At 69.9% G+C, this 24,722-nt stretch carries 22 protein-coding genes and 1 pseudogene; 5 read left to right on the top strand and 18 right to left on the bottom strand.

Annotated elements, in window-relative coordinates; genetic code table 11:
• Positions 1-322: 322 nt before the first annotated feature.
• From VE172_RS04725 to VE172_RS04705, 5 genes are all read right to left on the bottom strand, one after another.
• A complete protein-coding gene (locus VE172_RS04725; RefSeq protein ID WP_324797902.1) occupies positions 323-2,332 on the bottom strand; it encodes a bifunctional copper resistance protein CopD/cytochrome c oxidase assembly protein in 2,010 nt (669 codons plus the stop codon).
• Positions 2,333-2,454: 122 nt separating this feature from the next.
• A complete protein-coding gene (locus VE172_RS04720) occupies positions 2,455-3,240 on the bottom strand; it encodes an ABC transporter permease (RefSeq protein WP_324797900.1) in 786 nt (261 codons plus the stop codon).
• Positions 3,237-3,971, bottom strand: coding sequence for an ABC transporter ATP-binding protein (locus tag VE172_RS04715; RefSeq protein ID WP_324797897.1), 735 nt, complete (start codon positions 3,969-3,971; stop codon positions 3,237-3,239). Before VE172_RS04715 ends, VE172_RS04720 begins: the two co-directional genes overlap by 4 nt.
• 83 nt (positions 3,972-4,054) lie before the next feature.
• Entirely contained in the window at positions 4,055-5,347 is a 1,293-nt protein-coding gene (locus VE172_RS04710) for an ArsB/NhaD family transporter (protein ID WP_324797894.1), read from the bottom strand.
• Positions 5,344-5,850 (bottom strand): CBS domain-containing protein, encoded by a 507-nt coding sequence (locus VE172_RS04705; protein ID WP_324797891.1) that lies wholly within the window; start codon positions 5,848-5,850, stop codon positions 5,344-5,346. The genes VE172_RS04710 and VE172_RS04705 overlap by 4 nt, the downstream gene beginning before the upstream one ends.
• Positions 5,851-6,046: 196 nt before the next feature.
• Between VE172_RS04705 and VE172_RS04700 the strand changes: the two genes are divergently transcribed.
• Positions 6,047-6,877, top strand: a complete 831-nt coding sequence (locus VE172_RS04700; RefSeq protein ID WP_324797888.1) for a class I SAM-dependent methyltransferase — start codon at positions 6,047-6,049, stop codon at positions 6,875-6,877.
• Between the two features lie 41 nt (positions 6,878-6,918).
• Here the strand turns inward: VE172_RS04700 and VE172_RS04695 are convergent, their stop codons facing one another.
• The 3 genes from VE172_RS04695 to VE172_RS04685 all read right to left on the bottom strand — a co-directional run bounded on the left by VE172_RS04695 (position 6,919) and on the right by VE172_RS04685 (position 9,188).
• Positions 6,919-7,722, bottom strand: a complete 804-nt coding sequence (locus VE172_RS04695) for an ABC transporter permease subunit (protein WP_324797884.1) — start codon at positions 7,720-7,722, stop codon at positions 6,919-6,921.
• Positions 7,719-8,633, bottom strand: coding sequence for an ABC transporter ATP-binding protein (locus VE172_RS04690; protein WP_324797882.1), 915 nt, complete (start codon positions 8,631-8,633; stop codon positions 7,719-7,721). Before VE172_RS04690 ends, VE172_RS04695 begins: the two co-directional genes overlap by 4 nt.
• 99 nt (positions 8,634-8,732) lie before the next feature.
• On the bottom strand, positions 8,733-9,188 hold the full coding sequence (locus VE172_RS04685) for a MarR family winged helix-turn-helix transcriptional regulator (RefSeq protein WP_324797880.1): 456 nt from the start codon (positions 9,186-9,188) through the stop codon (positions 8,733-8,735).
• Between the two features lie 186 nt (positions 9,189-9,374).
• On the opposite strand from VE172_RS04685, the gene VE172_RS04680 reads away from it, so the two are divergent.
• Positions 9,375-11,078 carry a chloride channel protein gene (locus VE172_RS04680; RefSeq protein ID WP_349258256.1) on the top strand — a complete coding sequence of 568 codons (1,704 nt, stop codon included), beginning with the start codon at positions 9,375-9,377 and terminating at the stop codon, positions 11,076-11,078.
• Between the two features lie 4 nt (positions 11,079-11,082).
• Here the strand turns inward: VE172_RS04680 and VE172_RS04675 are convergent, their stop codons facing one another.
• The gene (locus VE172_RS04675; protein ID WP_324797874.1) at positions 11,083-11,598 is read right to left on the bottom strand and encodes a DUF2752 domain-containing protein; all 516 of its coding nucleotides are present in this window, start codon (positions 11,596-11,598) and stop codon (positions 11,083-11,085) included.
• A gap of 116 nt (positions 11,599-11,714) precedes the next feature.
• Here VE172_RS04675 and VE172_RS04670 point away from each other — a divergent pair, with 116 nt between their 5' ends.
• The gene (locus tag VE172_RS04670; RefSeq protein WP_324797873.1) at positions 11,715-12,296 is read left to right on the top strand and encodes a dihydrofolate reductase family protein; all 582 of its coding nucleotides are present in this window, start codon (positions 11,715-11,717) and stop codon (positions 12,294-12,296) included.
• Here the strand turns inward: VE172_RS04670 and VE172_RS04665 are convergent.
• The 3 genes from VE172_RS04665 to asnB all read right to left on the bottom strand — a co-directional run bounded on the left by VE172_RS04665 (position 12,259) and on the right by asnB (position 15,382).
• The gene (locus tag VE172_RS04665) at positions 12,259-12,591 is read right to left on the bottom strand and encodes a hypothetical protein (RefSeq protein WP_324797872.1); all 333 of its coding nucleotides are present in this window, start codon (positions 12,589-12,591) and stop codon (positions 12,259-12,261) included. The genes VE172_RS04670 and VE172_RS04665 overlap by 38 nt on opposite strands.
• 48 nt (positions 12,592-12,639) lie before the next feature.
• On the bottom strand, positions 12,640-13,731 hold the full coding sequence (locus VE172_RS04660; RefSeq protein ID WP_324797869.1) for a hypothetical protein: 1,092 nt from the start codon (positions 13,729-13,731) through the stop codon (positions 12,640-12,642).
• Positions 13,732-13,849: 118 nt separating this feature from the next.
• On the bottom strand, positions 13,850-15,382 hold the full coding sequence (gene asnB, locus VE172_RS04655; RefSeq protein ID WP_324797867.1) for an asparagine synthase (glutamine-hydrolyzing): 1,533 nt from the start codon (positions 15,380-15,382) through the stop codon (positions 13,850-13,852).
• Between the two features lie 79 nt (positions 15,383-15,461).
• Between asnB and VE172_RS04650 the strand changes: the two genes are divergently transcribed.
• Positions 15,462-16,217, top strand: coding sequence for an IclR family transcriptional regulator (locus VE172_RS04650; protein WP_324797863.1), 756 nt, complete (start codon positions 15,462-15,464; stop codon positions 16,215-16,217).
• Positions 16,218-16,254: 37 nt separating this feature from the next.
• Here VE172_RS04650 and VE172_RS04645 read toward each other — a convergent pair whose 3' ends face one another.
• Both VE172_RS04645 and VE172_RS04640 read right to left on the bottom strand, forming a co-directional pair.
• Positions 16,255-16,911 (bottom strand): response regulator transcription factor, encoded by a 657-nt coding sequence (locus VE172_RS04645; RefSeq protein ID WP_324797860.1) that lies wholly within the window; start codon positions 16,909-16,911, stop codon positions 16,255-16,257.
• Positions 16,908-18,038: a sensor histidine kinase gene (locus VE172_RS04640; RefSeq protein WP_324797857.1), complete on the bottom strand. Its 1,131-nt coding sequence runs from the start codon at positions 18,036-18,038 to the stop codon at positions 16,908-16,910. The genes VE172_RS04645 and VE172_RS04640 overlap by 4 nt, the downstream gene beginning before the upstream one ends.
• 86 nt (positions 18,039-18,124) lie before the next feature.
• On the opposite strand from VE172_RS04640, the gene VE172_RS04635 reads away from it, so the two are divergent.
• On the top strand, positions 18,125-19,603 hold the full coding sequence (locus tag VE172_RS04635; protein ID WP_324797854.1) for a DUF1349 domain-containing protein: 1,479 nt from the start codon (positions 18,125-18,127) through the stop codon (positions 19,601-19,603).
• Here VE172_RS04635 and VE172_RS04630 read toward each other — a convergent pair.
• From VE172_RS04630 to VE172_RS04615, 4 genes and pseudogenes are all read right to left on the bottom strand, one after another.
• The gene (locus VE172_RS04630) at positions 19,581-20,603 is read right to left on the bottom strand and encodes a zinc-dependent alcohol dehydrogenase family protein (protein WP_324797851.1); all 1,023 of its coding nucleotides are present in this window, start codon (positions 20,601-20,603) and stop codon (positions 19,581-19,583) included. The two genes, VE172_RS04635 and VE172_RS04630, sit on opposite strands and share 23 nt — an antisense overlap.
• A 36-nt stretch (positions 20,604-20,639) precedes the next feature.
• Positions 20,640-21,635, bottom strand: a complete 996-nt coding sequence (locus tag VE172_RS04625) for a hypothetical protein (RefSeq protein WP_324797848.1) — start codon at positions 21,633-21,635, stop codon at positions 20,640-20,642.
• A 140-nt stretch (positions 21,636-21,775) separates the two neighbouring features.
• Positions 21,776-22,777, bottom strand: a complete 1,002-nt coding sequence (locus VE172_RS04620; RefSeq protein WP_324797845.1) for a hypothetical protein — start codon at positions 22,775-22,777, stop codon at positions 21,776-21,778.
• Positions 22,778-22,824: 47 nt separating this feature from the next.
• Positions 22,825-24,722 (bottom strand): annotated as a pseudogene (locus VE172_RS04615) (NB-ARC domain-containing protein); the annotation flags it as partial.

The following is a 24,722-nucleotide window of genomic DNA, read 5'->3' as shown; positions in this document are numbered from 1 at the left end:
CGAAGTGCTGCCCGGCATGCGGCGACGGCGACGCGGCCGTCATCACCGACTACGACGGATTGCGCGAGGCCGCCGGGAACCGCCCGCACGGGAGCCTGCGCCGGGGTGGCGATCCGCGCGACGTCGCGCGGCTGGTGGCCAGAATCGCCCGGGCGCGATCCCCGAGATCCAGATACGCCGCCGGGCGCGACCGACGCTGGGTGCCGCTGTTGACCGTCCCGCTGCCACAGCGCGTGGTGGACTACCTGCTGATGCGCGAATTCGGCCCCCCGCCCGGCGAGAACAGGGTGTCAGACCAGGTCCATGGGCGACAGGACGGGCCCTACTCGCGCAGTCCCGCCTTGCGGTCGGCCTCGGCGAGCCGCGCCAGGTAGGCGTTGTACTGCTCGTGCGGGTCGTCCTCGGGGTGGCCGCTTGCCTGGGCGCGGTCGGAGATGCGGTCGATGCGCCGCGCCGCGCGGTCCTCACTGCGCGACCACTGCCAGATCAGGGCGGCCTCGACTATCAGGCTGGGTGGCTCGCCGAAGGCCCAGGCGATTCCGCCGCCCGCGTGTTGACTGGCCAACAGCTGGGACTCGGTCAGCCGTCCGAGCGCGTGATACCACTCGTGCGCGATGATCCCCGTCGACATCATGAGCGTCAGGCCGAAAATGGTGTGGAAGACGATGGCGATGAAGTACAGCAGGGCCTTGGCGGGGTAGGGAATCGGGCGGGGCGCGGGGTCGGCTCCGATGACCACCCAGTAGAACAGGCCGCCCGCGAACATGAAGTGGAGGATCATGAACAGGTGGCCCACGTGGTCATGCATCGCCCAGTTGAAGAAGCCCGTGAAGTACATCAGGTAGAGGCTGGCGGCGTACTGGGCCAGCGCGATCAGCGGATGCGCCAGCCAGCGCACCGGCCGCGAGTGCAGGATCATCACCAGCCACTCGCGGGGGCCGCGTTCCTCGGCGGGTTTGAGCGCGCGCAGCGCCAGGGTGATCGGGGCGGCCAGCACCAGCAGGATCGGCACCAGCATGTTGAGCGTCATGTGCTGGATCATGTGGGCGCTGAACAGCACCATGCTGAACTGGCTGATCCCCGAGGACGTGGCGAACACCGCCACCGCCCATCCCGCGACCCACACCAGGGTGCGAGAGATCGGCCAGTAGTCGCCCCGGCGGTACAGCCGGACCACGCCCGCGAGGTAGAGACCGACCGCCGCTATCGCCATGCCGCACACAATCAGCTCGGGATACCAGTGCAGGACCACGGATTTCGCGGTCACGGGCGGCGGCATGTCGAAGCCGAGCAACGTTCGGGCGGCGGATTCGGTGGTGTACTTGGGCGGGGACGGGGTGCGTGCCAATGCCGCCGCCAGACCGAAGGTCGCGGCCATGATGACGATCTCGACGGCGGCGAAACGGCGGAAGAGCCCGGGGTTGATCTCCAATTTGGGCAGCGTCACCCGTCGGTGCCACAGTCCGAAGCCGCCCAGCAGAATCAGCGCCACGGCCTTGCCGACCACCTCGCGTCCGTACGCGGTCCTGAACAACTCCGTGATGCTCTCGAAGCGGGCGTAGGAGTTGATCAGGCCCGAGACCGTGACCGCGGCGAACGCGATCAGTGCCATGCGCGAATAGCGGCGCGGCGCCCGCGAGTCGATCCTGCGGGACAACAGTAGGGCCAGCAGACCTCCAGCCCACAACACGGCGCCCACCACGTGGTAGAGCATGGAGTCCACGGCGATCTGATGGTCGCCCGCGGAGGCGGAATGGCCCGTGAACACCTGCGGCAGCGCGGCGGCCAGGGCGAAGCCCGCCGCCACCGCGGCTCCCGTGACCGTCAACGTATTCAACGCGATGATCGCGGCGACGACGGCCAATACGGCGGCGATCCCGTAGGCGAGGCCGTTGGAGGTGGAGGCGATGTAGCTCCAGACCCCGTGGAGGCTCAGGGAGGACAGCGGCTGCACGGTCGTGTCGGCGAGGTTGGCGGGCGCCTGCGCGACAACCACCACGGCCCACGCCGCGGCGCACCAGCCGCCGATCCGCAGCCAGCGGTACGCCCGGGCCCGGATTCTCCCCTCGTCACCGTCGGCGAAGAACGCCGCCGCGACGCAGCACCCCACGACGGCGGCGGCCAGCAAATCGTTGCCCAGCTTGAGCATCGGCACCAGCCAGGTGACCACGGCGTCCCGCGCGGGAAGTCCCGGAACCGCCTCGGTGATCACCCCGCCGCCGAGCTTCAACACCACCACGGCCACCGCCACGGCGGCCACCATCGCGCCACCCACCGCGAGGGCGCGGGGTGGGGCGACGCGTGGTTTCGGAGCGGCGTCCTGCTGGGTCACCACCCGATCTTCTACGACCGGTCGACGACGCCGACACGGGGGCCGGTCACACCACGATTCGCCACAGTCCGAGTCGCGGACGTACCCCTTGTCCGCGATGCGTAAGCCGGGGCGGCGGGGCCTCACACGGCTTCGGGCGGGGGTGTGCGGTGCCACCAGGCGATGGTCGCGGCCGCCCCGGCCACGCCGACGAGTATCGGTACAAGGAGTTGGACGGCCGTGATGTGTGTGGCGGCTTCATGGCCGCCGAGGCCGAGCCACAGACCGGGTGCGGCGTAAGGAAACCAGCCACCGAGTCCGGCGGCGGTGGCAATTTGGGTGGTGACCACGAGGGCAAGGAGCACCGCGATCCCCGTCAGGTAGCCGCGGCCCGCGCTGGCCGCCAGAGCCAGGGGCGTGGTCATGGCGACGGTCAGCAGCGCCGCGACGGCGAGCTTGCCGAGCACCAACCAATCATGTGTGCGCGGTGAGCCGAGTCCGTTTGGCAGACCGGCGACCACTGTGGTCAACGTCGCGCTCACACAGACCGCCGCCGCCCAAGCGGCGACGACAACGAGTTTGGCGGAGGCGATCATGGTGCGCCGCACGGGAAGCGACACCAGCGCGCCGACGGCGTGGTCGGTGTATTCCCGGCCGAACACCCAACATGCCACGATGCCCACGACGACGAACACAGCGACGCTGAGGAACTGCCCGGCCACCGCGAACTGCGCGGACCAGCCGGTATCGGTGACCATGATGCGGGCCTTGATCGCCAACTGGCTGTCGGAGTCCGAGCGTGCGGCCAGCAGCAGCCCGGTCGCCAGCAACGGCGCCACCAACACGAGGACGATGCTGGCCGTCCATGCCACGACCGAGCGACGCAGCTTCAGCCACTCGAACCCGATGGCGGCGGCGAGGCCGGTCACGACTCCCCCCTCAGTTCGGCGGCGTACACCAGGTCGAAGAACTGTTTCTCCAGGTCGGCGTCTCCGGGGTCGATGGTGGCGATCACCCGGCCGCGATGGATGACGGTGATGTCGTCGGCTATGCGGGAGACCTCGTCAAGGTGGTGGCTGGACACCAGGACCGCCGCGCCATGTTCGGCGGTGAGCTGGCGCAGCATGTGCCGCAGCCTCACCACCGCCAGCGGGTCGAGGCCGATGGTGGGCTCGTCGAGCACCAGCAGCTCGGGACGGTGGGCGACGGCCGCGGCGAGGGCCACGCGCTGGCGGTTGCCCAGCGACAGGGTGCGCACCCGCCTACCGGCCTCGGTGTCGATGGCGAACCCGGTGATCACCTCGTTCGTGGCCTCACGGGCGGCCGTTCGCGATAGCCCGTGCAGTCGCGCGGCGGAGTAGATGTTCTCGCCGCCGGTCAACTCGCCGTACGAAAACGCGGTGCCGATCAGGTATCCGATGCGGGCCCAGACGCGGGCCGGTGCGGTGACGGCCGGGTGCCCGAACACCCTGACCGCACCGGCGTCCGGACGCAGCATTCCCAGCGTCGCGCGCATCACGGTGGTCTTCCCGGCACCATTGAGGCCGACGATCGCGTGGATCCTGCCCGCGTCAAGGGACAGGTCGATGCCGTGCAGCACCCGTCGGCCCCGGTAGCCACACTCGAGTCCGTCCACGTTGATCGGTTGCGGCCGGTTCATCGCCACCGCGTGCTCCCTTCGGCGGCCAGCTCGCGAAACGCGCCCGCGACGCGATCTGGTTCGCGTTTTTGACCATAGTTGCCTCACGACAGGACGATGTAGCGCAGCCACAGATAGGCCATGGCGATCGTGATGGTGACGACGGTGGTGATCAATCCGTACTTGGTGAACTGCCAAAACCCGATGGGGTGGCCGGCGCGTTGGGCCATGCCGACCATGACGACGTTGGCCGAGGCCCCCACCGCGGTGGCGTTGCCGCCAAGGTCGGCCCCCAATGCCAGGGCCCACCACACGATGTCGTTGCCGTGGGGTCCGGCGCCGTGCAGCTCGGCGACGATCGGGCTCATGGTGGTGACGTACGGGATGTTGTCCACGATGGCCGACAACCCCGCCGACCCCCACAAAAGCAGCATGGCCGCGCCGGAACCCTCATTGCCGACGGCGGCGGTGGCCGCGCGGGACACATGATCGATGACCCCCGTCGACACCAACGAACCGACCACGACGAACAGCCCGGCGAAGAAGACCAGCGTGTGCCATTCGACGTCCTTGACGACGCTGTTGACGTCCAGTCTCGACAGTGCCAGCAGCAACAGGCCGCCGATGAGCGCCACTATCGACGGCGCGACGCCGATCACGGTGTGGGCCATGAAACCCGCGGTCACGGCGACCAGCACCCCCAGACCGACGACAAGCAGCCGCCGGTCGCGAATGGCGTCGCGGGCGCGCAGGCCGGCGATGTGGGCGGCGGCGTCGGGGTCGTAGGTGAAGGCGGCGCGGAACATGAGGCGGCACAACCCGACGAACACCGCCAACAGGATCACCACCAGTGGCGCCAGGTGGATCAGAAAGTCGTTATAGGACAGACCGGCGCGGCTGGCGATGATGATGTTCGGCGGATCCCCCACCAAGGTGGCGGTGCCGCCGATGTTGGAGGCCAGTACCTCGGCTATCAAGAACGGCGCGGGCGGTGACTTCAGGCGTTCGCACACCAGGAACGTGACCGGCGCGATCAACAGGACCGTGGTGACGTTGTCCAGCACGGCCGACGCCACGGCGGTGATCAGCACCAGGAGCACCATGACCCGAAAGGGACGGCCCTTCGCGCGCTGGGCCGCCCAAATCGCCAGGTATTCGAACACTCCCGTGCGTTTGAGAACGGCGACGATCAGCATCATCCCCAGCAGCAGGAAGATGACGTCCCAGTCGATGCCCGTGTCCTTGTCGAAGAACGCGGTCTCGGCGGTGCCGGCGCCGATGGCGAGGATGACGGCCGCGCCGCCCAACGCGGCGGCGACGCGGTGGACCCTTTCGGTGGCGATCAGGACATAGGTGATGGTGAACGCCGCCACCGCGGCCCAAGCCAAGCCGCTCATGCGCTGAGCAGCCGATCCAATACGGCGTCCACAGTGATCGCGCCGACGAGAGCGTCGTTGGTGGACACGACGGCCACCAACGGAATGCCACACTCGGCCATGGCCGCGGCGGCCTCCAGAAGGCTGGCATCCACCCCCACTACCGGCAGGTCGGGCATGGGGCTGGGCAGCACGTCGTTGACCGTGCCCTCGGCGACGTCGCGCGGGAAGATACTCGCGGCCGGCTCCTCGACCATCCGAGCGCGCACGGAATCGTCACGACCCGACGTGGGAACGGCGTTGTGCAGCAGCCGCGTGCCCTCCAACATGGTCATCGGCCGTTGCGCGGCATCGACGACGATCAATCTGGTCACGTGATCACGGACCAGCAACCGGGCCGCGTCAATCGTCGCCGTGGACAACGTCACGGTGGGAAACGGGTCGGCGAGAACAGCGGCGCGCATCCGGAACACCTCTTCAGCATCGCGAAACATGGACAACGCCGACCAGACTTCCCGGCACACCTGCGGTAACCCTAACCGCCGCGACGCCACCTGGCCCTACTCCCCCGCCGCCGGTGACGCACGTCCTTGCCACCAGCGCCGTGTACTCCGGTGGTCGTAGGTTCAGATACCCGCCCCCCGTATGACGACGATTGGCCGGGAGCGCGCCAGCATTGTCGCCACACAACACGCGGCGCAAGGCGAAGGAGACGGCGTGATGACGATGCACGAGGCGACCAACGCGGCACAGCGGCTGGCGTGGAACGGGGCCGACGCCACCCATTGGGTCCATAATAGAATCCGGCTGGACGACATGTCGGCCCCCACCACCGACCGGCTGTTCGCGACGGCGGCGATCGCCGCGTCCGAGCGTGTGCTGGACATCGGTTGCGGCACCCGGCAGACCACTCGGCTCGCCGCTCGCATCGCCGCCCACGCGACCGGAGTGGACGTCTCGGCGCCCATGCTGGCCGCGGCGCGAGGCGATGCCGCGTCCGAGAGTCTGTCCAACATCGACTTCATCGAGTCCGACGCCCAGACTCACCGGTTCGACCCGGCGACCTTCGACGTGGCGATCAGCCGAGCCGGGGTGATGTTCTTCGACGACACGCGTGGCGCTTTCGTCAACATCTGCGCCTCGCTGAAACCCCACGGACGGTTGGTGTTCGTCTGCCACCGCCAGGCCCCCGGTCCCGCCGGCGAAGTCGTCGCGGCCCTGACCTCCCCACTACCGTCGGCGTCCCATCCCGCCGCGCCATCGGGCGCCACCGACTTCACCGACGCGGACCAGGTCCGTGACCTGTGCCGGGCGTCGGGATACACCGCCATCACGATCGAACCGGTCGACTACCTCAGCCGCTGGGGCACCGATGTGGACGAAACCGTCGACTTCATGGTCGACGTACACCTGGGGTTTCTGGCCCGGGCCATGGATCCCGCCCAGCGTGACGCGGCCAAGTCGACCGTCGCCGACATCCTGCGCGGCTGCCATACCGAAGCAGGGGTGCTCGTCCCGGCCGCCGGTTGGGCCGTCAGCGCCAGGCGATGAACCGGCGGAGCCACTGCGGCAAGCGCGGTGGCGCGACGAGGTCAGCGTAGATCCCGGCGGACGAAGGCGATGGTGCCCGCCGCCGCCAGGACCACGGCGGTGGCCACGGCGGGAAGCCAGGACCCGAGCGTGAGTCCGTGGTGGATCGGGTCGGCGTGGAACATCCAATGCCAGGGGCTGAACCGCCGCACCTGGCGCAGCGGCTCGACCTGTTCGGCGAGACCCTCGATGACGAAGCCCGCCACCGCGATCGCCGAGGCCACCGCCAGCGCCGCCGGTCGCGAGCCCGTGCCGGCACCCACCGCGAAGGCGATCGCGGCGAAGACGAACGCCATCGCCCCGGCCGACGTGGTCGCGGCCATCATGTGCCCGATCGGCAGGCCGTCGTCCAGACCGGCGGGGACGGCGAGCGCCGCCAGCGTCGCGGCACACACTCCCGACAGCCCCGCCAACGTGACCGTCACGGCGGCGAACCGTCCGATCCCGACCTTCCAACGGCTCACCGGGTTGGCCAGCAACAGTTCCAGCGTTCCCGCGGCCTCGTCACCGGCGATCGTCCAGGCGGCGAATCCGACGGCGAACACCAGCAGCATCACCGGCAGCACGTTGGCGAACAGATTGCTCTCGAGGTAGCCGGCGGGTGAGGTGAAGGCGGCCCCGGGAGCCAGACCGAGCAGGCGGAGCACGCTCGGCGGCAGCTTGGCGATGGTGCTGTCCAGTTCGGAGTTGTCGTTGAACGCCGGAAACGCCACCGCCAGCAGGCCCACCATCAGCACCATGCCGATGCTCCACATGAGAAAGCTCAGGCGGCGCCTGGTGACCGCGTGGCCGAAAACCGCGATCACGGCTGCCGCCCTTCGACCGACTCTTTGTCGTATATGGACAAAAAGAGGTCCTCCAGATCGTCGGTGGCGCTTCGGACTCGCAGCAGCGGTACGTGGAGTCCGCTGGCTTCCCTCATCAGTGGGCCGACCGGCCCGTCCACCGTCACCGTGGCGTGCGGTCCACGGACGTCCACTGTGACGACGCCGTCGATGCCCGACAACGCCTCGGCGGAGACGTCGCCGCCGAACCGCAGCTCCAGGCGACACAGCGACCGGTCCAGCAGTGTGTCGGTATCGGACACGGCCACGAGTCTCCCCGACCGGATGATCGCCACGTGCGAGGCGATTCGCTCCACTTCGGGCAGTACGTGCGAGGACATCAGCACCGCGGCGCCCCGCGCGGCGCGTTCGGAAAGGATCGCGCCGAACTCCCGCTGTACCAAGGGATCCAGGCCGCTGGTGGGCTCATCCAGGATGAGCACCTCGGGGTCATGGCACAGCGCCTGTACGATGCCGACCTTCTGCCGGTTCCCCTTGGACAGCGTGCCGAAGCGCCGCGACGGGTCCAGATCGAGCCGCTGGGTCAGCTCGTCGATCCCGCGGCGGTCGACGCCGCCGCGCAGCCGCGCGAACCAGGCGAAGAGCTGGGTCGCGGTCATGCCGGGATCGACCCGCAGGTCGCCGGGGAGGTACCCGATGCCGCGGCGCGGCCGGGTGTCGCGGGCGGGGTCGGAGCCCAGCACCCGGCAGCCGCCGGACGTCGGCGAGATGAATCCCAGCAGCATCCGGATCGTGGTGGTCTTTCCCGCGCCATTGGGTCCGAGGTATCCGACGATCTGCCCGGGGCGCACCGACAGGTCGAGGGCGTCAACCGCGGTGACCTTCCCGAAACGCTTGGTGAGGCCCGTGGTGGCTATCGCGGTGTCGTCCATCGGTCCGCCCCTTGACGATTCACGGTGAATATTTGCCCTATGCAAACATCATGCCACGTTTTCATCGTGAGGCGACGATCCGAGCCGGGACGCCCGACCTCATCCCGGCGGAACGCTCGTCCTGCCTCCGGCCTCGTTGAAGGCGTTCAGGGCCTCGGCCAGCGCACCGCGCTGCGCCGAGGGCATCCGGGTGATGATCGCGGCTATCTCGGCGCGCCGGTGGCTGGTGACATCGTCGACCAGACGCCGCCCGGCGGGTTTGAGCCGAATCACCCGCTCGCGACGGTTGTCCGGATTGACTTCCTGCACGACCAGGTCGGCCTTTATCAGGCGGGTGATCATGCGGGTGGCGGTGGAGGGGTTGACACCCAACTGGTCGGCCAGATCGACCAGCTTTGCCGAGTCTCGTGTGGACAACACAACGAGCATGCGGTACTGCGGGAGCGTCACGGTTTCCTCCATCGCCGCCAGCGATCGAGCCGAGATCGCGACAAACAGGCGCGACGTGGTCAGCACCGCCGCCGTCACCGCGTCGATGTCGTCGTGGGTGTGCATCACGTATTTGTACCCCGGCGGGCGGCCCATTCGCGATGTTTGCATAATGCAAACGATTCATGGAGAGGATGGGTATTGAAGTCGACACGCCAAGCGACCCCACAACCGAGGCGATCGGTCAAGCTACGAGCCCGCGGTGGGCTTCGCGCCGCCGCCAACGGACTGCGCCAGACCCATTGGGGCGTCATGGTGCTGGCGGTGTTCGTCGGCGCCGGGGCCGGTGGCGGGTCCATCGTGTTCCGCTGGCTGATCATGACGTTCACCCGACTGTTCACCGGTCACGACGACTATTCCGATGCCCACGGCGCGGCAAACTCCCTGGTGCCCGGGCTGGGCGCCTACTTCGTGCTGTTGGCCCCGGTGGTCGGCGGTCTCGTGTACGGACCGCTGGTGGACAGGTTCGCCAAGGAGGCGCGCGGACACGGCGTCCCCGAGGTGATGCTCGCCGTCACCCAACGCGGCGGACGCATCAAACCAAGCGTCGCCGTCGTCAAGGCCCTGGCTTCGGCGCTGTGCATCGGCTCCGGCGGCTCGGTGGGACGCGAGGGCCCCATCGTCCAGATCGGATCGGCGCTGGGCTCCACCGTGGGCAGGCTGGCCCGGGTGGCGGAGGGCCGCACCCGGCTGCTGGTGGCCTGCGGCGCGGCCGGAGGCATCGCCGCGACCTTCAACGCGCCCCTGGCCGGCGTGTTCTTCGCCATGGAGCTGATTCTCAGCGACTTCGCCATCGAGTCCTTCGGCGCCGTGGTGCTGTCGAGCGTGGCCGCCAGTGTCATCGGGCGTGCCGCCTTCGGCGACGTCGCGTTCCTGTCACTACCGTCATTCCATATCGAACACCTGGTGGAGTACCCCCTGTTCGCGCTGCTCGGGGTGGCGGCCGGCGCGGTCGGCGTCGGCTTCACCAGGGTGCTGTACCTGATCGAGGACGCCTGCGACTGGGGATGGCGGCTGACGCGCGGGCCCGAATGGCTGCGTCCCGCCGTCGGAGGCCTGCTGCTGGGCGGCCTGCTGCTGGTACTGCCACAAATGTACGGCGTCGGCTACCCGGTGCTGGAAAACGCCACCGTCGGCGGCTACGCCACGGGGTTCCTATTGGTCCTGTTGGTCGGCAAGGTCCTCGCCACCAGCCTCACCATCGGCATCGGAGGCTCCGGCGGCGTCTTCGCCCCCAGCCTGTTCATCGGCGCCATGCTGGGCGCCGCCTACGGCGCGGGCCTGCATCACCTGATGCCCACCGGCGCCGGACCCGCCGGGGCGTACGCGCTGGTCGCCATGGGCGCCGTGTTCGCCGGCGCCGCCCGCGCCCCGATCACCGCCGTGGTGATCCTCTTCGAACTCACCGGCGAGTACTCCATCATCCTGCCGCTGATGCTGGCCATCGTGACCGCCACCGTCACCAGCCGCCTGCTGTCGCGCGACACCGTCTACACCCTCAAACTCTCGCGGCGCGGCATCGACCTGACCGCCCCCGCACCGGGCGCCAGGCTCGGGACGCAACGCGTCACCGAGGTGATGGAGGCGCTTCCCCGTCCGCTGCCCGCCGATACGCCGCTGGAGATCGCGGCCCGGCTGCTGGCCGGCTCCGTCCACGGTGTCCTTCCCGTGGTCGACGCCGGCGGGTGCTACCTGGGCACCCTGACCGCCCGCGATGCCGCCGAGGCGCTGGCCGAGACCCCCGACACCGACCGCCCCGCCGGTCTCACCGCCGCGGACCTCGCCGAAGCGCCCATCCCGGTCACCGGGGACATGACACTGGCGGCGGCCCTGCACGGCCTGATGGCCGCCACGGGTTCCGGGCTGCCCGTCCTCAACACCGAGCGCACCGACCTCATCGGATGGATAACCCACCACGGGGTGCTTCGCTGTCTGGGCCCGGGAATCACCGGGTGAGCCGTCAGCCCAGCCACCCGAAGAGCCACGGCGTCATGTCGGGAATGTCGAACCACGTGAACGGCCCGAACGGGAGATTGCGCAGCACCGACGTGAACACCACCCAGGCGATGATGTAACCGTTGAAGACCCGGGGCGGAACGCGCACCACGGGCAGTCGGCGCCCGGTCCACGACCGCACCGTCCACCACACCAGCCCGTAGACCGCCAGCGGCACGGCCGCCAACGCGAAGGCGTGATACCTGAACGCCTGCACCAGATCGCCGTGCAGCAGGTACCAGATCATCCGGGTCCCGCCGCAGCTCGGACCGTTGACCCCGAACAGCAGGTGGAAGAAGCACGGCAGGCCGGGGTCGGGGCGGGAGTCGGCGGGGTCGTTGCCCCACACGTACGCCACGGCCGCCGCGATCCCGAGCCACATCATCACCGGACCCCACTTCGTGCGGGTCACCCAGTGCGGCAACAACAACCGCAGGGTCGCGACCTGGCCATCGGACCCGGGTAGCTCCAGTGTGGTCACGGCACCTGCCTTCATGACGGGATGGACCCCGCCATTGTGGCGCGCCGCGTCTTCGCGATGAGTTTCGGGTGCGGGCGCGGTCTACCTCCACAACCAATGAAAGGGACCGACTCACCATGAGAAACCTCAAGATCATCGAACACGTCTCCCTCGACGGCGTGATCCAGAATTCCGACGATGGAGACGGATTCCCCTATGACGACTGGACCGCGACCTATCGAACCCCCGCTGGCGGGGAGGCCGTCATGGCCGCGCACGGCGACAGCTTCGACCTGCTGCTGGGCCGTCGCACCTACGATATGTGGTCGGGCTTTTGGCCCAAGGTGCCGAGCATGCCGATCGCGGACCGCATCAACGCGGCGACAAAACACGTCGTCACCCACCGCCCCGAAAGCCTCGCATGGGGACCGGTCGAGGGCGTGGGGCCGGACATCGTCGAGGGCGTTCGCCGCGTCAAGTCGCAGGACGGCCCGGACCTGATCGTCTCGGGCAGCTCCACGCTGACGTCGACGCTGCTCGAACACGGGCTCGCTGACGAACTCCTGCTGATCGTCTACCCGGTCCTGATGGGCACGGGCAAGCGAATCTTCGCGGAAGGAACCCCCGCGCAGTCATTCACGCTCGGTGACACGACGACAACCCCGTCCGGCGTCACCATCGTCACGTATACGATCGCGGGTCCCCTGAAGACCGCGTAGTGCGGCGACCGGCCGTGTGGCCCAGGCGTCCCCGGGTCGCCAGGAGCAGGATCGCGGCCACGAGCCCGAAGGCCAGGTCCTGCACGAACTCGTAGGTCAGCGAGTTGGCGACGCCGGGGAACAGCACCGGCAGCAGGGAGGCGTTGACGAGGGTGTGCAGCAGGATGGCGATCGGTCCGCTGCCGGAGGCGTTGTTGTACACCCAGGTGAACAGGTACGAGACCACGACGGTGAAGACAAGGAACACCAGGTAGGGGACGCAGAGCCCCGCGAGGTCGGCACGGTCAAGACCCACGACGAAGGGCCCGGGGCCGAAGCCCCGGGCCCGCCGTGTGTCGCGAGGTCAGACCTCGCAGGTCCACATGTACGCAACGGTGACGGCGGATTCGTCGTCGCCGCGCAGCGCGTTGCCGACCACCACGTGGCCGTCGGAGCTGGCGTCTTCGGGATTCACCATCTTGAAGTCGCCGTCGCCGACCGGCAGCGGGGTGACCTCGCCGTCGGCACCCATCTCGGGCTTGCCGTCGGCGTCCACGCCGTAGACGCGGCCCTTGCCGTCGATCGCGGAGGCCTTGCCCGTCACGCTGCCGTCGTCGTTCTTGGCGGTGATTTCGTGGACGGTCGGCTCGCTGCCGTCGGCCCGATTCCAGCGGAACTCGTCGGCCAGCATCCAGTCGCCGTTGACGACCGGGAACGAGACGTAGTCCTGGACGATGGAATTGGCGTCCTTGATCTCGATCTGCTGGGACTTTCCGTCCTTCGAGATCGCCCACATCTTGGGGCTGTTGTACGGATCCGTGTAGCCATAGACGGTGCCGTCGTCGCCGAGGGAGGTGACCGCGATGTCGTCGGGGCCGCCGACCAGCGTGGCCGTGTCGCTGTCGGGCGCCCAGGTCGCGGCCACGGCGACGTTGTCGGACGACCTGGTCACGGTCCCGGCGGCGGTGCCGTCGTCGTCGATGAATGTCGCGGACGATTGTTCGTAACCCTTGGGCGCCTTCAGCGCGACGGCCTTGCCGTCCTGGTAGCGAAACGAGCCGTACCCCGACCCGTCCTCGGGGTCGGTGGTGCCAACGGCCGTTCCCGAGGAGTTGACGCTCCCGGCCACGGCGCTCTTGGCCTTCGGGATCACGTTTTGGACCTTGGACATGAACTCGGTTGGCTTGCCGTCGCGCCAGACGACCGGTTTCGAGTCGCCGGCACCGTCGTTGCCCGGGTCATACGCGTAGGTGCTTCCCGCGACGTATTCGCCTGAGGCGCTCACGCCCTGGGCGGAACCGAGGTCGTCGCTCAGCACGGTGAGTTCGCATCCCGCCTTCGCGCTCGCGTGGCCGGGCTTTGACGTGTCGGCCCAGGCCATACCGACTCCGGCCGTGGCGATCGCCACGCCGGTCACCGTCAGCGCCGACACCCAGATGGCTTTCTTCTTATGCACTCATACACCTCTCGATTTTTGCCGGGCGACCCCTATATCGGGATCCCCACAAGTACACGCCCCAAAAGTCCGTCTCGGTTGCGCCGTGTCCGGAATCCGCCAGATTTCCTCAAGCCGGTCAGACCGTGGCGAAGCGGGTCAGCACCGCGTCCGGGCGGACCGCCGGGAGGGCGCGGCGAAAGGCCCGGTAGTAGGCCAGCTCCTCCTTGGTGCGCAGGTTCTCGTCCGACCGGTTGTTCTCCACGGCGAGTTCGGCGTCGCTGACGTGCTCGTCGAAGTACGGCGTGAGCAGGTCCTGCGCGCCGCTGCCCGTGCCGAACTGCACCTTGCGCCGCCACAGCAGGTTCTCGGGCAGCCAGCCGACGAAGGCCCGCCGCAGGTGCCCCTTTTCCATGCCGTCCGGCTCCAGGCCCTTCCACTGCGGGGGCAGGGACATCGCGTGGGCGATGACGTCCGCGTCGAGGAAGGGGACGCGGGCCTCCAGGCCGTGCGCCATCGTCACGCGGTCGCAGCGTTGCAGGTTGAGGCCGTGCAGCTGGCCGAGGGTGCGCTCCAGCTCGCGATCGAGCTCCTCCGGGGCGCCGTGGTCGCGGTGGTAGTAGTCGTAGCCGGCGAACAGCTCGTCGGCGCCCTCCCCGGTCAGCACCGCCTTGACGTGGCGCGAAGCCAGTTCGGACAGGAACCAGTTGGGCACGGCGCTGCGGATCAGGCTCGCGTCGAAGGACTCGACGGAGGCGACGACCTCGTCCACCGCGGCGATGGCCCGCGCCGCGTCGAAGACGGCCTCGTGGTGATCGGTGCCGAGGAACCGGGCCGCCTGGCGCGCCGCCACCAGGTCGGGAGACCCGGCCGTCCCGACCGCGAAGGTCTTCAACCGCTTGCCGGCCTTGGAGTACTCGGCCGCGGCGACCGCGGCGATGAGGCTGGAGTCGAGCCCGCCGGAGAGGAACACGCCGACGTCGACGTCGGCCATCAGGTGGCGGCGGACCGAGTCGGCCAGCACCTCGCGGGTGGTCTTCTCGGCGACCTCGGCCGTCACGCCGTCCCACTGGCGGGGGTCGTGGTCACCGACGGCGTCGGCGAAGCGCACCACGCCGGTCCGCGGAGTCCAGTAGCAGCCGGGAGGAAACACCTTCGCGGACGATTGCACGCCCTCGGGGAAGGCCCGCAGTTCGGAGGCGAAGTAGACGGATGCGCCGCCGCGCGACCAGTACAGCGGCTTGATGCCGAGCCGGTCGCGGGCGGCGACGAAGCCCCCGTCGGCGGTGGCGGTGCACAGGGCCCACATCCCCTGGAGGCGGTCGAGCGCCTCCGGCCCACGCATCCGCAGCAACGCGAGCGCGGACTCGCTGTCGGAGGCGGTGGCGAAGTTCTCCTCGCCGAGTCGCGCGCGGACGCGACCGTGGTTGTAGATCTCGCCGTTGCACACCAGGGACCACCCGTCGGGGGATCCCAGGGGCTGTCGCCCCCCGTCAAGATCCACGATGGATAGTCGCGTGTGTCCGAGCCAGGCATGGCGCCCGATGCTCCAGTGGTCTCTGTCGTCGGGGCCGCGGTGCGCGAGGCGCGCGAGCATCAGCTCGCCCACGGCGCCGATATGGAGGGGGTCAGAGGCGTTCGGTTCGCTGTATACAGCGGCTATGCCACACATGAGAATCCATCCTAGGCCGCGGGAGTTTATACGGCAACGCTCGTTGCGCCATACACACGCCCTCGCCTAGACTCCGCGCATGAGCAACGACAGCCTCAGCAGCGTCCGCAGGGCCCTGAACGTCCTGTGCGCGCTGGGCGAGGGCCCGCAGCGGGTACAGGACGTGGCCACGGCCCTGGGAAAGGAGAAGTCCCAGGTCTCGCGCACCCTCAAGGTGCTCGCCGAACAGGGCTTCGTGGAGCGCGACCCCGAGACCATGGAGTACCGGCTCGGCCGACAACTGTTCGCCCTCGCGGGAACGGCGGGCGACGACCGGCTCCACCGCGACGGCCCGGTCGTACTGCGCTCCCTGGTGAGACAGCTGGGCGAGGCGGCCTACCTCACCGTGCTCGCCGGGGGCGCGGCCGTCACCGTCCTGACCGAGCGACCCCGGCGGGCGCTACAGGCCCACGAGTGGATAGGCCGCGCCACGCCGCTCAACTGCACATCCTGCGGGCGCGCGCTGCTCCTCGGCCTGCCCGACGACGAGGTCACGGACCTGCTCGCGGCCCATCCGCAACCGCTCCCGGGCTCGGGCCTCGCCCCCCGAACCACCCCCGAGGTGCTCCAGCGGCTGCGCGCTGAGCGCTCCGCCGGATACGTGGTGGCGGCGGAGGAATACGAACCGGGCCTCACCGCCGTCGCGGTCCCGATCACCGACTTCCGCGGCACGGTCGTGGCCGCTCTGAACGTCTCCGCCCCCGTCTTCCGCCTCCCGCCCGAAGCGCTGCCGCACGTCATCGAGGCGGTGACCATCGCCGGCACCCGCCTCTCCACGGCCCTGGGGGCGCGCTGAGTCGCGATTGTCCCGGGCTCCCGACATTGCTTACCGCTCAAACGATGCGGTACCCCACCGTCGGCGTTGTCGCGATGATCGGTGGGGGGCCGAGTTTGCGGCGGAGGCGGCCGATCGTTACCGCGACCGTGTTGGTGAAGGGGTCGGCGTTTTCGTCCCAGACCTGGTCGAGGAGGGTTTCGGCGCTGAGGTGGGCGGGGCTGGCGCGCAGGAGGGCGTGGAGGACGGCGAACTCCTTGACCGACAGGTCGAGCGGGCGGCCGTCGCGGGTCGCCGTGCGGCGCATGGGGTCCAGTTCGATGTCGGCGACGCGCAGGATCGCGGGGCGGGCGTCGGGGCGGCGGCGGGCGAGGGCGTGGATGCGCAGGACCAGTTCGGGGAAATGGAAGGGCTTGGCGAGGTAGTCGTCGGCGCCGAGGGTGAGGCCGCTGACCCGATCGCCCGGGGCCGAGGCGGCGGTGAGCATGAGGACCATGGGGCGGTCGGGGCGTTGGGTGATGAGCTGGCACAGGGCGTCGCCGTGCAGGCGGGGCAGGTCGCGGTCGAGGACGACCACCTCGGGGGTGGCGGTGTCGAGCTTGGCGGCGGCGTCGAGGCCGTCGTGGGAGAGGTCGACGGCCATGGCCTGGTCGCGCAGGCCCTCGGCGATCACCTCGGCGAGGGCGGGGTCGTCTTCGACGACAAGGATTCTCATGACGATGGTCCCTTGGGGAGGGTGACCGTGACGCGCAGGCCGCCCTCGGGGCGGGCGGTCAGGGCGAGGGTGCCGCGGTGGGCGGCGGCGATGGCGTCGACTATGGATAGTCCGAGACCCGAGGCGCCCGTGCGGTCGTCGCCGAGGCGTTCGAAGGGGCGGGCGAGGCGTTCCACCTGGGCGGGGTCGAGCGGGGGGCCGCCCGAGTCGACGGTGAGGGTGGCGACGTCGGCGGGATCGGTTGCGGCGATGTGGATCGCCGCCTCGGGGGTGGTGTGGGTGACGGCGTTGTCGACGACGTTGGCGACCAGGCGGGCCAGCAGCGCGGGGTTGCCGTCGACGGGGAGGCGGGTGGGGGCGGCGACGGTGACGTCGAGGCGCTTGGCGTCGATGTCGGTGGCGCGGTCGCGCAGCGCGGTGCCGACGAGGGCGGCGAGATCGACGGCGGTGGCGTCGGGGAGGCTGCCGTGTTGGGCGCGGGCCAGGACGAGGAGGCCGTCGAGGAGGTGGTCGAGGCGGTCGAGCTGGGGGCGGAGGCGTTCGGCGAGGGCCACCGTGGTGGTCGCGGGGTGGGGCTTGGCGGCGGCGACGTCGACGTTGGCCCGCATGGTGGCCAGCGGGGTGCGGAGCTCGTGGGAGGCGTTGGCGGCGAAGCGGCGTTGTGCCGTGAACGAGGTCTCGAGGCGGCCCAGCAGGTCGTCGACGGTGTCGGCGAGGTCCTTGACCTCGTCGTCGGGGCCCGCCACGGCGAGGCGGCGGTCCAGGCTGTCGGCGGTGATGCCGCGGGTGGCGGCGGTGATGAGGCGCAGCGGCCGCAGCACGCGGCGGGCCAGCAGGCGCCCCAGCACAAGGGACACCGCGATCATGATCAGCAGCGCGACCAGCGCGGCGCCCAGGAGCTGGCGGGACCGTTCGGTGTGGGCGCGGTCGAGTTCGCGCTGGAGCTCGGCGACGCGTTGGGACGCCGTGTTTTCGTCGGGGGGACCGCCCGCGTGCTGGGTGTCGCTGAACGTGGCTCCGCCCAGCACCGCGGTGAGCCCGAGCAGGGCGACCGCCGAGGCCAGGAACGTGGCGGCGTACAGCGCGGTGAAGCGGGTTCTGGCGGTCTTATCGCGCGGCCTGAACATCCGTCCAGCATGACCGCCGCGGCCTAACAGGGATATAACAACATCGATTCGGTCCGTGTTACGCGCCGCTGGGTAGAACCGTCGGCATGTCATTTTTCGCGAAACTGAAACAGGAGTGGGTGGCGTTTCGCCGCCCCGGTCGGCTCATCGCCCTGGGCTGTGCCGTTCTGGTGGTGATCGGGCTCGGACTGCTGTTCACCGCGGGCAACACGTCCACATGCGATGGACCATGCCCGTCCGATCCCGTGGCCGACAACGGGACCACGGTGAGCGACCACTTCTGGTTCCGCCACCGCGACCTGGGTCGCCACGGCAGCATCACCGTGCGGCTGACGTCGATGAGCGGGACGATCACCTATCCGCCGCCGCTGCACCAGTACTTCGTCGCGGGCCTGGTGCCGTGGGCGAAGACGGGCATCATCATCAAGGACGGCACCCGCCGGGGATCGCGCTACGCCGCGCTCATGATGACGGGCAGCCACGGCGTGCGGTTCCAGTACGACTACGACAAGGACGTGGCGGGAACCCGCGGCGGCGTGTCGAGGGAACGGCCACGCTGGCTGCGGCTGACCCGCGCGGGCGACACCATCACCGGCGCCGAGTCCCCCGACGGGAAGCGTTGGCACACCGTGGCATCGGCGACCCTCGACGGGCTGCCCGCCACCATGCAGATCGGCCTGTTCTCCGCCTCCCCCGGCGATCTCACCCTCCACGGGGTCGGCCTGGGCGGCGCGGTCGAGGAGGTGCGCACCACCGACACCATCGGCGTCTTCGATCACGTCACGGTGGACGGAAAATCGGGCGGCGGCTGGCACAGCGAACCCGTGGGCGACGCGAACCACACGGAGCTCGAGGACATCCACCCGTCGGGCGCCGTGGTGAAGGACGGGACGGTCACCGTCACGGGCCTCGGCGACATCGGGCCGGTGCCCGAGGAGGGCGGCGGCTTCTTCGTCACCATGGTCCTGTTGGGACTGGTGATCGCGTTGATCATCGTGCTGGTCGTGGCGGCGCGCTACGGCGCCAAGGCTTCGCGCCGCGGCCTCGCCGCGGGTGCCGCCGTGGTCGGGTCCGCGGGGCTCGTCACCGGGCTGGTCGCCGTCGGCATCACCCTGCCCATTGGCATGGCGATCCTGAGGTCCCACGACATCCCCGCGCCCGCGATGCCGTTGCCGCTGCTGGCGCGGGTGGTCGTCGGCGTCGCGGTGACGATCGGGCTGTGCGCCGTTTTCGCCTTCGGGGTGGGGTTTCGGCTGCGGCGCGGGTGGCTGTCGGTCCTCATCGCACTGTCGCTTGTCGAGGTTCCGTACGCGCTGGCGGCGCTGCCGTTGCTGCCCGACGGCGTCGCCGACTGGTTGCTGAGCAACACCCCCGCCGCGGGTTTCGCGACGCAGCAGGCGTTCGCGGAGTATCCACAGGCGACCGAGCACTATGCCCCGTCGTCGGGTTACTATCCGCTGCCGTGGTGGGGCGGGCTGGCCGTCCTGGCGTCCTACACGCTGGTGGCCCTGTGGGCGGCGCGGTTGATCGAGCGGCGGCGGGTCAGGGACGCAGCAGCGTCTTGACGGCGCGGCGCTCGTCCATGGCCCGATAGCCCTCGGCGACCTCGTCGAGCGGAAGCTCGAGGTCGAACACCCTGCCCGGGTTGGTCTCCCGCCGCCAGATCTGGTCGATCAGCTCGGGCAGGAACCGGCGCACCGGCGCGGGTCCACCGTGGAGGTGGATGCCGGAGAAGAACAGCTCCCGGCCCGGCAGCTCGACGCCGTGGGACACGCCCACGTACCCGAGGTGCCCGCCGGGACGGGTGGAGCGGATCGCCTGCATCATCGATTCCTGGGTGCCCACGGCCTCGATGACCGAGTGCGCGCCGAGCCCGTCGGTGAGCTCCTTGATCCGCTCGACGCCCTCGTCGCCGCGCTCGACGACGATGTCGGTGGCACCGAATTCGGCGGCCAGCCGCTGGCGGGATTCGTGGCGGCTCATGGCGATGACGCGTTCGGCGCCGAGCCGCCGGGCGGCCAGGACGCCGAGCAGGCCCACGGCGCCGTCGCCGACGACCGCGACGGTCCTGCCAGGCCCGGCCGCGGCGGCCTCGGCGGCGAACCAGCCGGTGCCCCACACGTCGGAGGCGGCCAGCAGACTCGGGATCAGGTCGTCGTCGGGAAGACCGGGCGTGGCCACGAGGGTGCCGTCGGCCATCGGGACGCGCAGCAGCTCGGCCTGGGCGCCCAGCGCCCCGATCGACGCGGCGTGCACGCACCTGCTCTGGTAGCCCGATCGGCAGATCGGGCAGGTGTTGTCGGAGGCGAGGAACGAACCCACCACGAACTGCCCGGGCTCGATGATCGACACGTCGTCGCCGACGGCCTCGACGACGCCGACGTACTCGTGCCCGATGGGGGACGGCGTGGCGACGGCGTCGGCGCCCCGGTACTGCCACAGGTCCGAGCCGCACACGCACGTGGCGGACAGCCGCAGGATCGCGTCGGTCGGGGCGGCGATGACGGGGTCGGGCCGCTGTTCCAGACGGATGTCGCCGGGGGCATGGAGAACCGCTCCGCGCATGGCACGACCACCCTTCGAGTCCGGCCCGTGTGCGATTCAGACCTTACAGGTGGTGGCGGCCCTGAGGACCACGGGCGCGAAAGCCGCCAGCCCCATGTTCTTCTCGGGCGAGCCCAGATTGGACAGCGCGTAGTTCTTCACCGGGGTGTAGGTCGCGGCGGCCTTGGAGCAGTCGTACGGGACGAGATCCACGGCGGACGTCGAACCGGTGTAGTGCCGCCAGTAGGCCGCCAGCGCGGTCGTGCCGATCGAGGGGTCGGCCTCGTACATCGCGGACACGGTGGCGCCCAGGTGGCCGGGGTCGTCCAGTTTGTTGGGTCCGTTCTCGATGTAGTTCCAGCCGCCCAGGGAGGTGCTGTAGTCCTCGCGCACGTGGTTGCGCCAGGTGCGCACCTTGGACAGCAGCGCGTCGCCGGTTCCGTCGGGGTAGAGGCCGTTTTGGTAGGCGCGCCAAAGGAACCAGGCGCTCGCGGCGCCGACGTTCCACACGCACGGGTACGTGGAGTCGTTGCGGCTGGTGGAGTACGCGACGCAGTCGCGCTTGGGAGACTGTGGAGTGTCCAACAGCGACTTCACCGCCGCGACGACGCGCGAGGCGGGGACCCCGCCGCCCTTGTACCCGTCGATCAGCATCCTGCCGACGTGCCAGGAGGTCGTGATGCTGTAGGTGGTGTCGGCGGGGTTGACCGTCCCGTCGCCGAAGTAGTCGTGGGCGATCCCCGTGCCGTAGCCGCCCGTGGGGGTGGCGCGGTCGTAGACGCGCTTCAGCCAGGTCTGGGTGCGGTCGTCCTTCCAGCCGGAGCGTTGGCCCGCGTACCAGGCGATCGCGGCGACGTGGAACGCCTGGACGTTCTCGCCGCGCGAGGTGACGGTGTCGTAATTGGACGAAGCGTTGGCGTAGATCTTGTCCGCCAGGGTCTGCCAGGTGGAGTCGCGGTCGTCGGCGCGGGCCGAGCCCGCGATGACGGCGCTCAGGGCGACGGCGAGGACGGCCACGGCCGCGGCGAGGACGCGCTTGGGGGTCTTGTTCATGATCGGCTTTCGGCTACCGGGTATACGGGTGTGGGCAGCCTATGGGAGCCGGGTCCGAAACACCAGTGCCGCACGAAAAGTGGCGCGAAAAGGCCCCACCCGGCAGACTCAGGTGGGGCCTTGGCGTGCGGTGCTCGGGCCTACACGGCGAAAACGTTGATGATTCCGTCGTCGGAGCGCCCGTGGATGTAGTACGGGTGGTCGGCGCGCAGCGTGTGCTTGGCGTAGACCGAGAAGATCGGGACGCAGCCGCCGCCGGTCACCACGGGGACCTTGGAGTTGTTGAGGTAGATCGGCTTGTGGTGCACGTACTGCGGGATGCGGGTGTCCTGGGTGTAACTGGAGGACTTGCACACCGACCCGTCCTTTTTGAACTGCGTGGCGACCAGGGTGGTGCGCACCAGGGATCCCTTGCCGTTCACCGAGGTGACGGGGCAGGGCGCCTTGTCCTTGCCGTAGCAGGTGGTGAGCTGGAAGTCGCCGAAGACGCTGAGGCGCTTGGCGCCGCTGGGGGCCGCCCACAGTCCACTGTGCTTCGGAACCGACGCGGTGCCCTTGACCGACGGGGTCCACACCGTCTTACCCGCCGACACCAGGGCCCGGGTGGAGGTGGCCGCGGTGGCGGTGTTGCGGTACTTCCCCGCCACCTCAACGAATCCGCTGGTGAGGCTGACGCGGCCCGCCGCGCCCAGGGAGCGCGTCCACACCGACACGTCGCAGCGGAAGTTGGCGGTCACCTTGCTGGGCAACAGGAAACGGCTGGTCAGCGACACCGCGGACAGCGATCCGTTGCCCTTGGCGAAGACGTTCTGGCTACGCAGCACCTTGCGTACCGACACGCCCTTGTTGTTGACGCACTCGAGCTGGTTGTCGACGAGGATGCGCGTAGATGCGTTGCTGAAACGCAGGTTGCTGTTGAGGTACGCGGACTGCCCGGCGGACACCGCGACCTTCACCGAGGCCAGCTTGACGTGAAGCATGGCGGCGCTCGAGGCGGGGGCGCGGAAGCTGGTGGCCTTGACGGCGACGCGAGTGGGGTCGGCCATGGCCTCGCGCGCCACCATCAACCCGGTGGCGGCGACGGCCACCGCCAGGGCGCCGTAAATCCACCGGCGCAGAGACTTCTTTCGATGGTTCAACATGCGCGAATGCTACCGAGCTTCGCCGCCCGTTCGGCTTCAAAACGGCTTCAGCGCCGCGCGGCGTCACGCCGGTCGACGTCTTGGAGCGGGGGCGGGGGCGTGGTTGCCAGGATGGTGTCGTAATCCTTGGGACCGATGACATCGCGCCTCAGCAGGATGTCGGCCGCCCGATCCCACAGCCGGCGGGCCCGTTGGGGTTCGCGCGCCGCGTAACAGGACTGGGCCATACCCCACAGGCGGTCGGCATGCACCGCCGTGTCCGTGAGCCCGTGCGCGTCGTCCAGCTCCAGGGCCTCGCCGTGGGCGCGGATCGCGGCGTCGTGGAGGCCCGCCCGCCGCAGGATGCTCGCCGCGGCGGCGATCGCCATCGCCTGGGCGTACCCGTGGCCCACGTCCGCCGCGGTGGCGGCGGCGCGCCGCATGGTGTCGAGTGCGATGTCCCTGTCGCCCGCGGCCTCCCGGACGAGCGCCTTTTGGATCAGGGCCACCGCGACGTTCGCCCATTGCCCGGCCCGGGTGCCGATCTCCACTGCCTCGTCGGCGTAGCGCTCGGCCGCGTCGAGGTCGCCCAGGTTGCTCGCCACCAACGCCAGCAACGCGAGGGGCCCGGCCTCCTCGGCGGGATCGCCGCGGCGCAGGTCGCGGGCGCGCAGCAAGGCCCGTCGGGCGCGGACCGCCTGGCCCGCCTTGACCAGCGCCGTTCCCAGGGCCTCGTTGGCGCGGGCCGCGACGGCGCGATCGCGGTAGCGGTCGGCCACGGCCACCATGTCGCGGCACAGGATCACCGCGTCGGCCGCGCCGCGATAGTTCGACACGACCACGCTGGCGGCCACGGTCAGGATCAGCGCGACCTCGGGGAGGCCCTCGGCGGCGGGACACGCGCCGACGGCGGCGGTGATGTTGGCGAGCTCGCCGTCGATCCAGTTCAGGGCTTCGGCGTGGGAGCCGATGCCCACCCGGTCCGACAGGCCGGGCGGCACCCGCAGAAACGGCGCGCTCGAGCCCGGGCAGGTCAGGTCGTGGCAGACCAGCGCGGCGTCCCGATAGGACTCCAGCATCCGACGCAGGGCGCGGTGACGCTCGGTCTCGGGCTCGGCGGCGGCGAGTTCCTTGGCGTACAGGTGAACCAGGTCGTGGCGGCGGAAGCGCCCGGGTTGGTGTTCGTCGACCAGCCGCGCCCGCGTCAGCACGTCGAGCAGCCCGCGGGTCTGCGCCGGCGGCGCGTCCGCCAGGGCCGCCGCCGCGTCGAGGCCCAGGTCGGGGCCGTCATGCAGGCCCAGCAGGCGAAACAGCCGGGCCGGCGCCCGCCCGCCCGGGTCGCCCAGCAGCTCGTCGTAGCTCACCTGGAGGGAGGCGCGCACCGCCAGATCGTCTACCTCCATCTCGGACAACCGATGCCGGGCGTCGGCCAGCCGCCGCGCCAGCGCCGACACCGATCCTCCCGAGACGTCCCGCAGCCGCGCGCCGCAGATCGTCAGCGCCAGCGGCATTCCGTCGCACCATTCGACGATTTTCTCCACATCGGACGACGCGGACGGGGCGGGGCCGCCGCCCGCGAGACCGTCGAGGAGTACACGGGACTCCTCGCCCGACAATCGCTCCAGGCCGATGTGTTCGGCGTTGGGGAGCGTCACCAGCCTCCGTCGGCTGGTCACCAGCACTACGCACCCCGGGCCCGAGGGCAACAGTGGACGGACCTGGGCGGCCTCGCGCGCGTCGTCCAGCACCATCAGCAGGCGCCGTTCCGCGGAAAGGCCACGGAAGCGGTTTCCCAGTTCGTCGGCGTCGGTGACGCGGTCGGCGTCGGTGACGCCCAGGGATCGAAGCAACCGCCGCAGCGCCTCGGCGGGTTCGACGGGCGGGGCGTCGGGGGCGGTGCCGCGCAGGTTGATGTACAACTGGCCGTCGGGGAAGCGCCGCTTCGCCAGGTGCGCGGCACGAATAG

Origin of the sequence: Stackebrandtia sp. (assembly GCF_035643755.1) — a bacterium.
Lineage (GTDB): Bacteria > Actinomycetota > Actinomycetes > Mycobacteriales > Micromonosporaceae > Stackebrandtia.
Note: the sequence above shows the minus strand (reverse complement) of the source record. Positions and strands in the feature narration are given on the sequence as shown.